Genomic DNA, 15,071 nt, shown 5'->3' with positions numbered 1-15,071 from the left:
TCACCCGATGGGGTGACGCCACCGGCATTTGCATGGCTTTGAGGCGCCCTTGACTGGATCATGGACTGTCATGAGCCTGGCAGAGTTCGCTGCTGTGGCGAACTCACGCTAGGGGGGTTCATGAGACGAAGAGCGAGATCGATCCTCGCTGTCGGCGCCCTGCTGCTCGGCGGAGCGGCACTCGCACCCATCGCCCAGGCGCAGCCCGGTAATTCGCCGAAACCCGACCCGGACGAGGTCAAGGTCTTCCGTGCCGAGGTCACCAAGAAGCAGGTACCCCTGCTGCTGGCGGCGGGCCAGGACGGCCATGAACTCAGTGAGCAGGCACCCGAGAAGGGCACCGCCACGGTCGAGGTCTACCTCACCGACAAGCAGGCGGAGAAGCTGCAGAAGCAGGGTGTCGAGCTCACCGAGCACGCGCTTTCGGCCAAGGCGGAAAACCGTGTCGAGGTCGCCGCCGAGGGTGTGTTCCGCCCGTACGGCGGCAGCGGCGGTCTGAAGGAGGAGATCCTCCGCACCGGCCAGGAGAACCCCGGTTTCACCAAGGTCGTCTCCATCGGCAAAACGCTCAACGGACAGGACATCCTCGCGCTCAAACTGACCAGGAACGCGAAGAAGTCCGAGGACGGTTCCAAGCCCTCGGTCCTGTACATGTCCAACCAGCACGCGCGTGAGTGGATCACCCCGGAGATGACCCGGCGGCTGATGCACTACTACCTGGACAACTACAAGACCGACCAGCGAGTCAAGAAGATCGTCGACTCCAGTGAGCTGTGGTTCGTCCTGTCGGCCAACCCCGACGGCTACGACTACACGTTCCAGGACTCCACGACCCGCCTGTGGCGCAAGAACCTGCGGGACGTCAACGGCGACGGCGCGATCTCCACCGGCGACGGCGTCGACCTCAACCGCAACTTCCCCTACAAGTGGGGCTACGACGACGAGGGTTCGTCCCCCAACCCCACCAGCCAGACCTACCGCGGCGCGAGCCCCGGCTCCGAGCCCGAGACCCGGGCGCTCGACGCCTTCGAGAAGCGCATCGGGTTCACGTACGGCATCAACTACCACTCCGCCGCCGAGCTGCTGCTCTACGGCGTCGGCTGGCAGGTCGCCACCGACACCCCGGACGACGTCGCCTACAAGGCGCTCGCCGGCACCCCCGACAACTCCGCGATCCCGGGCTACCACCCGCAGGTCTCCTCGGAGCTGTACACGACCAACGGTGAGGCGGACGGCCACGCGGCGAACGTCAACGGCACGGCGATGTTCACCCCCGAGATGTCGACCTGCCAGACCGCGTCGAACCTCGACCCGAACGACCAGTGGAACGCCTCCGACTGTCAGTCGGTCTTCAACTTCCCGGACGACGAGAAGCTGATCCAGGACGAGTTCGCCAAGAACATCCCGTTCGCGCTCTCCGTCGCCGAGACCGCCCGGCGCCCCGACACGCCGGCGTCCTCGGTGGGCCTGAAGGCGGCCGACTTCACCCCGGCGCCGTTCGCCACGTCGTACTCGCGCGGCGCCGACCAGGAGGTCTCCGTCGTCGTACGCAAGGCGATCCGGGACAAGGGGCTCAGGTACCGCGTCAACGGCGGCCGTACGTACGGCCAGGCGCTCAAGGCCTGGAAGGGCGGCGAGACCTACGGAGGGGACGACAACCTCTACTTCGACGAGTACCGGGCCAAGGTGCGGGACGGCGAACCGGGGGACAAGGTCGAGGTGTGGTTCACCGGCGAGACCAGGAGCGGCAAGAAGGTCTCCAGCTCGCACTTCACCTACACGATCGCCGCACGCCCCAAGGCCGACACGCTCGTGGTCGCCGAGGAGGGCGCGGCCGCCACTCAGGCGCAGACCTACGTCGACGCGCTGAAGGCCAACGGCCACAAGGCGGTCGTCTGGGACGTCGCCACCCAGGGCGCGCCCGACGCCCTCGGCGTGCTGAGCCACTTCGGCACGGTCGTCCACTACACGGGCGCGAGCGTCCCCGGGAACCCGACCCAGCTCGAACTGCGCGCCTTCCTCAACGAGGGCGGCAAGCTGATCGAGGCGGGCGAGCAGGCCGGCGGCAACGTCGACCTCGGCGACGGCACCCCGTCGAACGACTTCAGCCAGTACTACCTGGGCGCCTACTCCCGTACGTCGACCCCCGGCGCCACCGGCTTCACCGGCTCCGGAAAGCTCGGCGGCCTCAGCGGGGCCCTCGGCGCCGCGCCCGGCAACCCGCTCGACAAGGCGGGCACCTACGGGGTCACCTCGGACGAGCTGCCCGTCGCGGCCTACCCGCAGTTCGCGAGCGCGGGCGCCGGCCAGTTCGCCGGGACGGTCAACCCGTACGGGCCGTACGCGGGCTCGTACATGGCCGCCGCCGTGCACACCGACGACGCCTACAAGCGCCTCACCCGCACCATCGACCTCGGCGGCGTCGGAGCGGCGAGCAAGCCGACTTTGCGCACCCAGCTCCTGTGGGACACCGAGCCCGGCTACGACAACGCGATCGTCGAGATCCACACGGTCGGCGCCGACGACTGGACCACGCTCCCCGAGGCGGGCGGCGCCACCAGCACCGCCGTGCCCGCGGAGTGCGGTGGCGGCTTCTACGTCGGTGAGCACCCGTGGCTGCGGCACTACCTCACCCTCGGCTCCAACGACTGCACCGCGACCGGAACCAGCGGTTCCTGGAACGCCTTCACCGGCGCCTCCAGCGGCTGGCAGCAGGTGAACTTCGACCTGAGCGCGTACGCGGGCAAGAACGTCGAGGTGTCGATCGCCTACGTCACCGACCCCGGCAGCGGCGGCCACGGCGTCCTCGCGGACGACGCCTCGCTGGTCGTCGGGGGCGCCGTCACCGGGACCGAGGGCTTCGAGACGTCTCTCGGCGCCTGGAAGGCCGCCGGTCCGCCCGCGGGCAGCCCGGCCGTCCTGAAGGACTGGACGCGCACCGGCGCCCTGTTCCAGACGTACGGCGCGGTGACCACCGACGACACCGTGCTGCTGGGCTTCGGCCTGGAGCACGTGACTTCGGCGGCCGACCGCAAGGCGCTCATCGGAAAGGCGCTCCACTCACTTGAGAGCTGACGCGTCGAAGTCAACCTCGCGTGATCATTCGTAATCAAATCGAGTGATCGGGCCTTCCGGGTCCGGGCGGTCCGTACCCCTACTGGCGGGTACGGACCGCCCTGCCGTGTATGGGCGAAGTCGATGTCACTCCGGCGGCCTCGGAGAGGTAGGGTCGTGGGTGGTCGGGGACATCCCAAATACAGCTCGCCGGCACCGCATAGCCGGCGTACCAACGAGGAGATCGGTTCGTGACGATCCGCGTAGGCATCAACGGCTTTGGCCGCATCGGTCGTAACTACTTCCGCGCGCTGCTGGAGCAGGGTGCTGACATCGAGATCGTGGCTGTCAACGACCTGGGTGACACCGCGACCACCGCTCACCTGCTCAAGTACGACACCATCCTGGGCCGCCTCAAGGCCGAGGTGTCGCACACCGCCGACACGATCACGGTCGACGGCCACACCATCAAGGTGCTCTCCGAGCGCAACCCCGCCGACATCCCGTGGGGCGAGCTCGGCGTCGACATCGTCATCGAGTCGACCGGCATCTTCACCAAGAAGGCCGACGCCGAGAAGCACATCGCGGGCGGCGCCAAGAAGGTCCTGATCTCGGCTCCGGCCAAGGACGAGGACATCACCATCGTGATGGGCGTCAACCAGGACAAGTACGACGCGGCCCAGCACCACGTCATCTCCAACGCCTCCTGCACCACCAACTGTGTGGCGCCGATGGCCAAGGTCCTCGACGAGAACTTCGGCATCGTCAAGGGCCTGATGACGACGGTCCACGCGTACACCAACGACCAGCGCATCCTGGACTTCCCGCACTCGGACCTGCGTCGCGCCCGCGCCGCCGCCGAGAACATCATCCCGACCACGACGGGCGCCGCGAAGGCCACCGCGCTGGTCCTCCCGCAGCTCAAGGGCAAGCTCGACGGCATCGCGATGCGCGTCCCGGTCCCGACCGGCTCGGCCACCGACCTGGTCGTGACGCTCCAGCGCGAGGTCACCAAGGACGAGGTCAACGCCGCGTTCAAGAAGGCCGCCGACGACGGTGACCTCAAGGGCTACCTGTCCTACACCGAGGACCCGATCGTCTCCTCGGACATCGTCGGTGACCCGGCCTCCTGCACCTTCGACTCCTCCCTGACCATGGTCCAGGAGGGCAACTCGGTGAAGATCCTCGGCTGGTACGACAACGAGTGGGGCTACTCCAACCGCCTCGTCGACCTGACGGTCTTCGTCGGCGGCCAGCTCTGATCGACAGATCAGGCACCTCGATGTGAGTGCAGGGCTCGGGCGGCGCAGGGACGCGCCGCCCGAGCCCTGCGTCACGTACGGATCAGCCCTCTCACGATCACGAGCGATCACGAGCACCACGAGCCCTCCCCAGGAGTCCCCGTAATGAAGACGATCGACGAACTTCTCGCCGAAGGCGTCGCAGGCAAGCGGGTCTTCGTCCGCGCCGACCTCAACGTGCCGCTCGACGGCGCCACCATCACCGACGACGGCCGGATCCGCGCCGTGCTGCCCACCGTCAAGGCCCTCGCGGACGCGGGCGCCAAGGTGGTCGTCGCCTCGCACCTGGGCCGCCCCAAGGGCGCCCCGGACCCGGCCTTCTCGCTGGGCCCCGCCGCCGCCCGGCTGGGCGAGCTCCTCGGCTCCGCCGTGGCCTTCGCGACCGACACGGTCGGCGAGTCCGCCCGGTCGACGGTCGCGGGCCTGGCCGACGGCCAGATCGCCGTCATCGAGAACCTGCGCTTCAACGCGGGCGAGACCGCCAAGGACGACAGCGAGCGCGGCGCCTTCGCCGATCAGCTCGCCGCACTGGCGGACGTCTACGTCGGCGACGGCTTCGGCGCGGTGCACCGGGGGCACGCGTCCGTCTACGACCTCCCGGCGCGCCTGCCGCACGTCGCCGGCTTCCTGATCGCCACCGAGGTCGGCGTCCTGAAGAAGCTCACCGAGGACGTCAAGCGGCCCTACGTCGTCGCGCTCGGCGGCGCCAAGGTCTCCGACAAGCTCGCCGTCATCGACCAACTGCTCGGCAAGGCCGACCGCATCCTCATCGGCGGCGGCATGGCCTACACCTTCCTCAAGGCCCAGGGTCACGAGGTCGGCATCTCCCTCCTGCAGGAGGACCAGGTCCCGGCCGTTCAGGAGTACATCGAGCGCGCGGAGAAGACCGGCGTCGAGCTGGTCCTGCCCGTCGACGTCCTCGTCTCCACCGAGTTCCCGGACCTGAAGGCCAAGGCGCCGACGAACCCCACCACCGTTGCCGCGGACGCGATCCCCGCCGACCAGGAGGGTCTGGACATCGGTCCCGAGACCCGCAAGCTGTACGCCTCGAAGCTCGCCGACGCCGGCACCGTCTTCTGGAACGGCCCCATGGGCGTCTTCGAGCACCCCGACTACGCCGAGGGCACCAAGGCGGTAGCCCAGGCCCTCATCGACTCCCCGGCCTTCACGGTCGTCGGCGGCGGAGACTCCGCCGCGGCCGTCCGCCTCCTGGGCTTCGACGAGAACGCATTCGGCCACATCTCGACCGGCGGCGGCGCCTCCCTCGAATACCTCGAGGGCAAGACGCTCCCCGGCCTCGCCGCACTGGAGGACTGACCCTTTATGAGCACGCGCACGCCGCTGATGGCGGGCAACTGGAAGATGAACCTCAACCACCTCGAGGCCATCGCCCACGTCCAGAAGCTCGCCTTCGCCCTGGCCGACAAGGACTACGAGGCCGTCGAGGTCGCCGTCCTGCCGCCCTTCACCGACCTGCGCTCCGTGCAGACCCTGGTGGACGGCGACAAGCTCAAGATCAAGTACGGCGCCCAGGACATCTCGGCGCACGACTCCGGCGCCTACACCGGCGAGATCTCCGGCCCCATGCTCGCCAAGCTCAAGTGCTCGTTCGTGGCGATCGGCCACTCCGAGCGCCGCCAGTACCACAACGAGACCGACGAGCTCGTGAACGCCAAGGTCAAGGCCGCCTACAAGCACGGCCTGACCCCGATCCTGTGCGTGGGCGAGGAACTGGAGGTCCGCGAGGCGGGCAACCACGTCTCCCACACCCTCGCCCAGGTCGAGGGCGGTCTGAAGGACCTCCCGGCCGAGCAGGCCGAGTCCGTCGTGATCGCCTACGAGCCCGTCTGGGCCATCGGCACCGGCAAGGTCTGCGGCGCCGAGGACGCGCAGGAGGTCTGCGCCGCCATCCGCGCCAAGATCGCCGAGCTCTACACCCAGGAGCTGGCCGACCAGGTCCGCATCCAGTACGGCGGCTCCGTGAAGTCCGGCAACGTCGCCGAGATCATGGCGCAGGCCGACATCGACGGCGCGCTGGTCGGCGGCGCCTCGCTGGACTCCGACGAGTTCGTCAAGATCGTGCGTTTCCGCGACCAGTGATCCGACGGTGATCCGACAGTGATCCGAGCTGTGAGTATGCGGTAGCGGCGATCCGTCGTACCCTTGCGGGGGCATAGCGGATGACGCTATGCCCCCGCTGTTCATCCGAGTCGTTATCCGAATCCGAGGAAGTTGGTCCAGCCGTGGTTTTGGGGTTCTCGATCGCCCTGATCGTCTTCAGCCTGCTGCTGATGCTGCTGGTGCTGATGCACAAGGGGAAGGGCGGCGGCCTCTCCGACATGTTCGGTGGCGGCATGCAGTCCTCCGTCGGCGGCTCCTCGGTCGCCGAGCGCAACCTCGACCGCATCACCGTCGTCATCGGTTTCCTGTGGTTCGCCTGCATCATCGTCCTCGGCATCGTGATGAAGACGAACAACTGATCAGCCTCTCGCAGGCACGCACATTCCGGTACGTAAGGCCCCATGTTCGGTACGCGCAGCTGAGCGCGGCCTATCATGGGGCTTGCGTCTAGGTGTGGGAGCTGTAACTCCAATCACTGGACGCGCGTTGGGCCTTACGTAGACTGAGGCGCTCGCAGCGAAGCGAAACGCCGACTCGCTTTGCGGCACCATCACGCAGGGAGTTACGACCGTGGCAAGTGGCAACGCGATCCGAGGAAGCCGGGTCGGGGCGGGGCCGATGGGCGAGGCCGAGCGGGGCGAGTCCGCGCCGCGTCTGCGCATCTCCTTCTGGTGCTCCAACGGACACGAGACGGTGCCCAGCTTCGCCAGCGACGCGCAGGTTCCCGAGACCTGGGACTGCCCGCGCTGCGGCTTTCCCGCCGGACAGGACCGGGACAACCCCCCGGACCCGCCGCGCACCGAGCCCTACAAGACGCACCTCGCCTATGTGCGGGAGCGGCGCAGCGACGCGGACGGCGAGGCGATCCTCGCCGAGGCGCTCGCCAAACTGCGGGGCGAGATCTAGAAAATGAGACCGGCCGGGCGCCTCAGGGCGCCTGGCCGGAGCTGTTTCGCGCTCAGGCGGCTCCCCGCCGCGGGCCGATTGTCAGTGGTGCCCTCTACGGTTCTTGTAGCGGTTCTCGCGTCTGCGGCGAACCGGCGAACCGTGAGGGGGAGTTGTGGCGGCGGTCGATGCGGTGGGTGCGCGCGTGCCCACGTGGCGCGGGGGGTTCGGGCGGCTGTGGAGCGCCGCCGTGGTCTCGCGGTTCGGGGACGCGCTGCGGACGACCGCGCTGCCCCTGCTCGCCGTGCAGCTGACGGACGAGCCGCTGGTCATCGCCTCGGTGACCGCCTGCGCCTACCTTCCGTGGCTGTTGTTCGGGCTGCTCGGCGGGGCAGTCGCCGACCGGGTGGACCAGCGACGCGCGATGTGGGCCGTGGACACCGTGCGCGGCCTGCTCGTCGCCGCCTTCGCGCTCGCCGTGGGCCTCGGCCATGCCTCCATCCCCCTGCTGCTCGCCCTCGCCTTCCTGCTGACCAGCCTTCAGACGCTCTTCGACAACGCCTCCACGGCCCTGCTGCCCTCCCTGGTGGACACCGAGGCCCTCGGCGGGGCCAACGCCCGCCTGATGACCGGCCAACAGCTGGCGGGCGGCCTGCTGGCCGGCCCGTTCGTGCCGCTGCTGCTCGGCGTCGGCGCCTTCATGCCGTTCGCCGCCGACGCGGGCACCTATCTGCTGGCCGCCGCTCTGGTGGCCTCCCTGCGGACAGGGCCGCCCGAGCGGGCGCCACGCCCCGCCGGCAGCACCCTGCGGGCGGAGATCGGCGAAGGCCTGCGCCACCTGTGGCGGGACCGCGTCCTGCGGCCGATCTGCCTGGCCACCCTGCTGTGCAACATCGGCATGGGCGCCCTGATCGCCACCCTGGTCCTGCACGTGACGCGCTGGCTGCACGCGGGCAACACCGAGTTCGCCGCCGCGATGACGGTGTACGCGCTCGGCAGTCTGGCCGGCGGCTTCCTCGCCCAGCGTGTCGCGCGCCGCGTCGGCAGGGCCAGGGCCCTGCTGCTCGGCGGAAGCGTCCAGACGGCGGCGCTGCTGCTCATGGGCACCGTGCGGCACCTCGGCGCCCTGCTCGCGGGCATGCTGCTGCTCGGCCTCATGAACATGGTGTGGAACGTCAACCAGGTCACGCTGATGCAGCAGCGCAGCCCGGCGTCCATGGTGGGCCGCATCGCCTCCGCCTTCCGCACGGCCTCCACCTCCGGCGCCCCCGTGGGCGCCCTGCTCGGCGGAGCGGCGGCCCGGGCCTTCGGGCTCAACGCGCCCGCACTGCTGGCGGCCCTGCTCTTCGCACTCGCCGTCGCCGCGTTGATACCCGCGGGCAAGGCGGACGTACCTGTTGTTGCCCCGCGGGACAGTGGCACGTCCGCTCACGTCACCCCCTGATCAACTAGGTTGGGAGCGGCGGGGCAAGGCGTGCTGAACAGCACGGACAGGTGAGGAAGGGCTGAAGTCCGACATGAACGCAGACGGCCGTACGAGGCTCAACCAGACGCCCGAGTGGACCGCTCTGGCCAAACACCGCGAGGAACTCGGCGAGGTGCGGCTGCGGGAGCTCTTCGCCGCAGACCCCGAGCGCGGCGCCGGATACACGCTGCAGGTCGGGGACCTGCACATCGACTACTCCAAGCACCTCGTCACCGACGAGACGCTGCGGCTGCTGCGCGAGCTGGCCGCCGCCGGTGACGTCTTCGGCCTCAGGGACGCCATGTTCCGCGGCGAGAAGATCAACACCACCGAGGACCGCGCGGTGCTGCACACCGCCCTGCGCGCCCCGCGCGACGCGGTGATCGAGGTCGACGGGGAGAACGTCGTCCCGGCGGTGCACGCCGTCCTCGACAAGATGGCCGACTTCGCCGAACGTGTCCGCTCCGGCGCCTGGACGGGCCACACCGGCCGGCGCATCAGGAACGTGATCAACATCGGCATCGGCGGCTCCGACCTCGGCCCGGCCATGGCCTACGAGGTGCTGCGCAGCTACACCGACCGCGACCTCACGGTCCGCTTCGTGTCGAACGTGGACGGCGCCGACCTGCACGAGGCCACCCGCGACCTGGACCCGGCCGAGACGCTGTTCATCATCGCGTCCAAGACGTTCACCACCATCGAGACGATCACCAACGCGACCTCGGCCCGCACCTGGCTCCTGGACGCGCTGGATGGGGGCACCTCCCGCTCGAGCGAAGTCGGGAGTGGGGGAGAGCCGGCCGTCGCCCGGCACTTCGTCGCCCTGTCGACGAACGCCGAGAAGGTCGCCGACTTCGGCATCGACACGGCCAACATGTTCGAGTTCTGGGACTGGGTCGGTGGCCGCTACTCCTACGACTCGGCCATCGGCCTGTCGCTGATGATCGCCATCGGGCCGGACCGCTTCCGCGAGATGCTCGACGGCTTCCACCTCGTCGACGAGCACTTCCGCACCGCGCCGGCCGAGTCCAACGTGCCGCTGCTGCTGGGTCTGTTGGGCATCTGGTACGGCAACTTCCACGACGCGCAGTCGCACGCCGTGCTGCCCTACAGCCACTACCTGTCCAAGTTCGCCGCCTACCTGCAGCAGCTGGACATGGAGTCCAACGGCAAGTACGTCGGCCGCGACGGCAAGGAGGTCGACTGGCAGACCGGCCCGGTCGTCTGGGGCACGCCGGGCACCAACGGGCAGCACGCCTACTACCAGTTGATCCACCAGGGCACGAAGCTCATCCCGGCCGACTTCATCGGCTTCGCCGAGCCGGTCGCCGAGCTGAGCGACGAGCTCAGCGCCCAGCACGACCTGCTGATGGCGAACTTCTTCGCGCAGACCCAGGCACTGGCCTTCGGCAAGACGCCCGAGGAGGTGCGCGCGGAGGGAGTGCCGGAGGAGCTGGTGGCGCACAAGACGTTCAAGGGCGACCACCCCACGACCACGATCCTCGCCCGTGAGCTGACTCCCTCCGTCCTCGGCCAGCTCGTCGCGCTCTACGAGCACAAGGTGTTCGTGCAGGGCGCGGTGTGGAACATCGACTCCTTCGACCAGTGGGGCGTGGAGCTCGGCAAGGTCCTCGCCAAGCGCGTCGAACCCGCCCTGACCGAGGGCGCGCAGGTGCCGGGCCTGGACGCGTCCACCAAGGCCCTGGTCGCCAAGTACCGGGAGCTGCGCGGCCGTTAGCCGCACCGGATGCGGGGGAGCGGCGCGAGGCATGAGGGAAGCGGGCGGCGCGTGGCCGTCCGCTTCCCGTAGACTCCCGGGCGATCATGAGACCGATCTCTCGGGGGAGAGCAACGTGAGCAGTCCACGCAGGAGTTGGACCGGTGGCACGCTGACCGTCCGGTCCTTTCTGAAGCCCCATCATGTGGCGTGGGCGGTGTTCCACCCGGCGTGGATACCGGAGGCGGTCGATCCGACGGTGGAGTGGCTCAAGCGGGTGCGCGTCTTCGCCGGGGCGGCCGCGGCCCTCGGCGTCTACACCTTCATCGAGGGCGGCTTCGCCTTCGAGGAGATGCTGGAGAACACGGCGATCGCCTCCGTCGTCCTGTTCTTCCTCACGCCGCTGACGGTCGGCGTGATGCTCTTCGTCTGGCGGCGCACCGGCACCGTACGGCAGTTGAAGGTGCCGCTCCTCGACTCGCTCAAGCTGCTGCTGCTCTTCGTCGGCTGTGTCCTCGTGACCGTGGGGATCTTCCAGTCGAGCGAGATGGCCGGCCTGGTTCCCAGGCTGCTGCTCTCCCTCGGGGGCCTCTGGATGGCCGTCTTCGTGATGGCGGGCGCCGTCCGGCTCTCGGGGAACTTCTTCGGTTCGGCAGCCGTGCACCGCTGTCTGCCGCCGCTGCTCGCCACGGTGACGACCTGGCTGATGGCCGTCCCCGACCTCGTCACCGGTGATCTGCACGGCCTGAGCCTCACCATGGGCATCGTCTTCATCCTGGGCGCACCGGTGACGGTCACCGGGATCGCCCTGCTGGAAATGCGCCGTCTCAAGCGGCGGTACGGCATCCGGCTGGCCGCCCACCCGGCCACCCTGCCCCGCATTCCCGCGCAGGGGCACCCCCACCCGCAGGGCAATCCGTACGCGCAGGGCCCGGGCCCTGCGTATCCCCAGGGCAACCCGTACTACCAGGGTGCGCCCCACTCGCCGTACGCCCCGCCGCAGCACCCCTACGGCGCCCACCCGCCCTACAACGGACAGAACCCGTACGGCGGTTGACCGTACGGGTTCCGTGGAGAGCTGTCCGGGTCAGGGAGACGCCGGCGGGTACAGCGACCTGGGGAGCCGGGAGGCCGCCGCCGTGTCCAGGAGCCACAGGGTGCGGGCGCGGCCCTGAGCACCCGCCGCCGGGGCCTGGATCTCGCCCGCGCCGGACAGGGCGATCGCCGCGGCCTGCGCCTTGTCCTCGCCGGCCGCGAGCAGCCACACCTCGCGGGCCGACCGGATCGCCGGGAGGGTGAGGGTGACCCGGGTCGGCGGCGGCTTGGGCGCGCCGTGCACGCCGACCACCGTGCGCTCGGTCTCCCGCACGGCCGGCAGCTCAGGGAAGAGCGAGGCCACGTGGGTGTCCGGGCCGACGCCCAGCATCAGGACGTCGAAGGTGGGCACCGCGCCGTGGTTCTCGGGGCCGGCCGCGTGGGCCAGCTCCTGGGCGTAGGCCTCCGCGGCGGCCTCCACGTCGGCGCCGTACGGGCCGTCGGACGCGGGCATGGCGTGCACGCGCTTCGGGTCCACGGGGACGGAGTCCAGCAGGGCCTCACGGGCCTGCGTGACGTTGCGCTCCGGGTCGCCCTCGGGCAGGAAGCGCTCGTCGCCCCACCACAGGTCGAGCCGGCTCCAGTCGACGGCGTCGCGGGCGGGCGCGGCGGCCAGCGCGGCCAGCAGGCCGTTGCCGTTGCGCCCGCCCGTGAGGACCACGGACGCATGGCCCCGGGAGGCCTGCGCGTCAACGATCTTCGTGATGAGGCGGGCCGCGGCGGCCTGCGCCATCAGCTCCTTGTCGCGGTGCACGACCAGCTGGGGAGTGCTCACGGCGAATCCGCTTTCCTGACCGGGGGCATCTGTGCCGGAGTGGGCCGGTCTGCCTCCCCCTGCCCCGCCGGGGCGGCGGGCGCCTGAGCCGGCGCGGACGTCCGGCCCGCGGCCGTCGGGTCCGGCACCGCGCGGACCGGGAGGGACGGCACGGGCTGAGAGGCCGCCGCCTCGACCCGCTCCGCGGCCGACTGGATACCGCCCAGCCGGTCCACGCCGAACCGCAGCGCGGACGCGTACGTGTCGTCGGGGTCGAGCCTGCGCAGCTCCTCCGCGAGCAGTTCGGACGTCTCGCGGCGCTTGAGCGCCACCGCGCGGTCCGGCTGGCCCGGCAGCGCCAGCGTGGCCATCGCGCCGTCCGAGCGGTGCAGTGTGATCGGGCCGCCGGTCGTCTCCATCCGTACCTGGGTCAGGCCGGGACCTGCGGAGATCGCGCGCCGGACGTGCACATGGAGCCGGTCGGCGAGCCACATGGCGAGCAGTTCGACGCTCGGGTTGGACTCCTCGCCCGCCACCTCGGCGGAGACGATCTCGGCGCTGACCTGGTCGAGAGCGGCGGCCAGCATCGAGCGCCACGGGGTGATCCGGGCCCATGCCAGGTCGGTGTCGCCCGGTTCGTAGCTCTCGGCGCGGGCCCGCAGTTCGCCCACGGGCTTCTCCGCCGCGTAGCTGTCGGTGACCCGGCGCTGGCCCAGGGCGCCCAGCGGGTCGCCCGCCGGGTCGCGCGGGGCGTCCACCGACCACCAGACCACCACCGGCGCGTCCGGCAGCAGCAGCGGCAGGACGACCGACTGGGCGTGGTCGGCGACCTCGCCGTACAGCCGCAGGATGACCGTCTCGCCGGTGCCCGCGTCCGCGCCGACCCGTACCTCGGCGTCGAGGCGGGACTGGGTACGGCCCCGGGGGGAACGCGAGACGCGCTTGATGACCACGAGCGTGCGCGAGGGGTGCTCGTGCGACGCGTCGTTCGCGGCCTTCAGGGCGTCGTAGGCGTTCTCCTCGTCCGTCACGACGACGAGGGTGAGCACCATGCCGACGGCGGGTGTGCCGATGGCCCGGCGGCCCTGCACCAACGCCTTGTTGATCTTGCTGGCCGTGGTGTCCGTGAGGTCTATCTTCATGGCCGGCGCCAGCTCCGTCCGTCTCGCTCGAGCATCTCGTCGGCCTCGACGGGCCCCCACGTGCCCGACGGGTACTGCGCGGGCTTGCCGTGCTTGTCCCAGTACTGCTCGATCGGGTCGAGGATCTTCCAGGACAGCTCGACCTCTTCCGTGCGGGGGAAGAGGTTCGAGTCGCCCAGCAGCACGTCGAGGATGAGGCGCTCGTACGCCTCGGGCGAGGATTCCGTGAAGGACTCGCCGTAGGCGAAGTCCATCGACACGTCCCGGATCTCCATGGAGGTGCCGGGCACCTTCGAGCCGAAGCGGACGGTGACGCCCTCGTCGGGCTGGACGCGGATGACGATCGCGTTCTTGCCGAGCTCCTCCGTCGCCGAGTGGTCGAAGGGGGAGTGCGGGGCCCGCTGGAAGACGACCGCGATCTCGGTGACCCGGCGGCCGAGGCGCTTGCCGGTGCGCAGGTAGAAGGGGACGCCCGCCCAGCGGCGGTTGTCGACCTCCACCTTGATGGCGGCGTAGGTGTCGGTCTTCGACTTGGGGTCGATGCCGTCTTCCTGGAGGTAGCCGACGGCCTTCTCGCCGCCCTGCCAGCCGGCCGCGTACTGGCCGCGCACGGTGTCGCGGCCCAGGTCCTTCGGCAGCCGGACCGCGCCGAGCACCTTGGTCTTCTCGGCTGCCAGCGCGTCCGCGTCGAAGGAGGCGGGCTCCTCCATCGCGGTCAGTGCCATGAGCTGGAGCAGGTGGTTCTGGATGACGTCACGGGCGGCGCCGATGCCGTCGTAGTAGCCGGCCCGGCCGCCGATGCCGATGTCCTCGGCCATGGTGATCTGCACGTGGTCCACGAAGGACCGGTTCCAGATCGGCTCGAACATCGTGTTGGCGAACCGCAGCGCCAGGATGTTCTGGACGGTCTCCTTGCCCAGGTAATGGTCGATGCGGAAGACCTGGTCCGGGGCGAAGACGTCCTCGACCGTCGCGTTGAGGTCCTCGGCCGACTTCAGGTCGTGGCCGAAGGGCTTCTCGATGACCGCGCGCCGCCAGGAGCCGCGCGACTGGTCGGCCAGGCCGTGCTTCTTCAGCTGCTGGATGACCACCGGGAAGGCGGACGGCGGCACGGAGAGGTAGAAGGCGAAGTTGCCGCCCGTGCCCTGTGCCTTGTCGAGCTCCTCGATCGTGGCGCGCAGGCGCTCGAACGCTTCGTCGTCGTCGAAGGTGCCCTGCACGAAGCGCATGCCCTGGACGAGCTGCTGCCAGACCTCCTCGCGGAAGGGCGTGCGGGCGTGCTCCTTGACGGCGTCGTGGACCTCCTGTGCGAAGTCCTCGTGTTCCCACTCGCGGCGGGCGAACCCGACCAGTGAGAAGCCCGGCGGCAGCAGACCCCGGTTGGCGAGGTCGTACACGGCGGGCATGAGCTTCTTCCGGGACAAATCGCCCGTGACGCCGAAGATGACCAGGCCCGACGGCCCCGCGATACGCGGGAGCCGTCGGTCTGCGGGGTCACGAAGCGGGTTCGCTCCGGAACCGGAAAGGGGTGACAAGG

Annotated in this window: 12 protein-coding genes; 9 read left to right on the top strand and 3 right to left on the bottom strand. The window is 69.9% G+C overall.

Annotation, left to right across the window (positions count from 1 at the left end; translation table 11 throughout):
* Positions 1–120: 120 nt before the first annotated feature.
* From OG289_RS13685 to OG289_RS13645, 9 genes are all read left to right on the top strand, one after another.
* Entirely contained in the window at positions 121–3,075 is a 2,955-nt protein-coding gene (locus tag OG289_RS13685; RefSeq protein WP_327314280.1) for a M14 family metallopeptidase, read from the top strand.
* Between the two features lie 230 nt (positions 3,076–3,305).
* A complete protein-coding gene (gene gap / locus OG289_RS13680; protein ID WP_327314279.1) occupies positions 3,306–4,316 on the top strand; it encodes a type I glyceraldehyde-3-phosphate dehydrogenase in 1,011 nt (336 codons plus the stop codon).
* A 144-nt stretch (positions 4,317–4,460) separates the two neighbouring features.
* The gene (locus tag OG289_RS13675) at positions 4,461–5,672 is read left to right on the top strand and encodes a phosphoglycerate kinase (protein WP_327314278.1); all 1,212 of its coding nucleotides are present in this window, start codon (positions 4,461–4,463) and stop codon (positions 5,670–5,672) included.
* A gap of 6 nt (positions 5,673–5,678) precedes the next feature.
* On the top strand, positions 5,679–6,455 hold the full coding sequence (gene tpiA, locus OG289_RS13670) for a triose-phosphate isomerase (RefSeq protein WP_327314277.1): 777 nt from the start codon (positions 5,679–5,681) through the stop codon (positions 6,453–6,455).
* Positions 6,456–6,598: 143 nt separating this feature from the next.
* Positions 6,599–6,835 (top strand): preprotein translocase subunit SecG, encoded by a 237-nt coding sequence (gene secG / locus OG289_RS13665; RefSeq protein ID WP_327314276.1) that lies wholly within the window; start codon positions 6,599–6,601, stop codon positions 6,833–6,835.
* A gap of 211 nt (positions 6,836–7,046) precedes the next feature.
* Positions 7,047–7,382, top strand: coding sequence for an RNA polymerase-binding protein RbpA (locus OG289_RS13660; RefSeq protein WP_078615979.1), 336 nt, complete (start codon positions 7,047–7,049; stop codon positions 7,380–7,382).
* Positions 7,383–7,566: 184 nt separating this feature from the next.
* Entirely contained in the window at positions 7,567–8,805 is a 1,239-nt protein-coding gene (locus OG289_RS13655; protein ID WP_327314275.1) for an MFS transporter, read from the top strand.
* A 73-nt stretch (positions 8,806–8,878) separates the two neighbouring features.
* Positions 8,879–10,564 (top strand): glucose-6-phosphate isomerase, encoded by a 1,686-nt coding sequence (pgi, locus tag OG289_RS13650; RefSeq protein ID WP_327314274.1) that lies wholly within the window; start codon positions 8,879–8,881, stop codon positions 10,562–10,564.
* A gap of 115 nt (positions 10,565–10,679) precedes the next feature.
* On the top strand, positions 10,680–11,600 hold the full coding sequence (locus OG289_RS13645) for a DUF3824 domain-containing protein (RefSeq protein ID WP_327314273.1): 921 nt from the start codon (positions 10,680–10,682) through the stop codon (positions 11,598–11,600).
* A 30-nt stretch (positions 11,601–11,630) separates the two neighbouring features.
* Here the strand turns inward: OG289_RS13645 and pgl are convergent, their stop codons facing one another.
* From pgl to zwf, 3 genes are read right to left on the bottom strand one after another with little or no spacing between them, the layout of a single operon-like run.
* Complete coding sequence (pgl, locus tag OG289_RS13640) at positions 11,631–12,413, bottom strand: 6-phosphogluconolactonase (protein ID WP_327314272.1); 783 nt, start codon at positions 12,411–12,413, stop codon at positions 11,631–11,633.
* The gene (gene opcA, locus OG289_RS13635; RefSeq protein WP_327314271.1) at positions 12,410–13,534 is read right to left on the bottom strand and encodes a glucose-6-phosphate dehydrogenase assembly protein OpcA; all 1,125 of its coding nucleotides are present in this window, start codon (positions 13,532–13,534) and stop codon (positions 12,410–12,412) included. The genes pgl and opcA overlap by 4 nt, the downstream gene beginning before the upstream one ends.
* A complete protein-coding gene (gene zwf / locus OG289_RS13630; RefSeq protein WP_327314270.1) occupies positions 13,531–15,069 on the bottom strand; it encodes a glucose-6-phosphate dehydrogenase in 1,539 nt (512 codons plus the stop codon). The genes opcA and zwf overlap by 4 nt, the downstream gene beginning before the upstream one ends.
* Positions 15,070–15,071: the final 2 nt, after the last annotated feature.

The organism is Streptomyces sp. NBC_01235 (genome assembly GCF_035989285.1).
Taxonomy (GTDB): domain Bacteria; phylum Actinomycetota; class Actinomycetes; order Streptomycetales; family Streptomycetaceae; genus Streptomyces.
The sequence above is the reverse complement of the archived record's forward strand: the minus strand, read 5'-3'. Positions and strand labels throughout refer to the sequence as shown.

Excerpts from the sequence above, each read along its gene's own strand:
- OG289_RS13685 (WP_327314280.1), top strand. The coding sequence starts at position 121 with ATGAGACGAAGAGCGAGATCGATCCTCGCTGTCGGCGCCCTGCTGCTC.
- OG289_RS13675 (WP_327314278.1), top strand. The coding sequence starts at position 4,461 with ATGAAGACGATCGACGAACTTCTCGCCGAAGGCGTCGCAGGCAAGCGG.
- tpiA (WP_327314277.1), top strand. The coding sequence starts at position 5,679 with ATGAGCACGCGCACGCCGCTGATGGCGGGCAACTGGAAGATGAACCTC.
- pgi (WP_327314274.1), top strand. The coding sequence starts at position 8,879 with ATGAACGCAGACGGCCGTACGAGGCTCAACCAGACGCCCGAGTGGACC.
- opcA (WP_327314271.1), bottom strand. The coding sequence starts at position 13,534 with ATGAAGATAGACCTCACGGACACCACGGCCAGCAAGATCAACAAGGCG.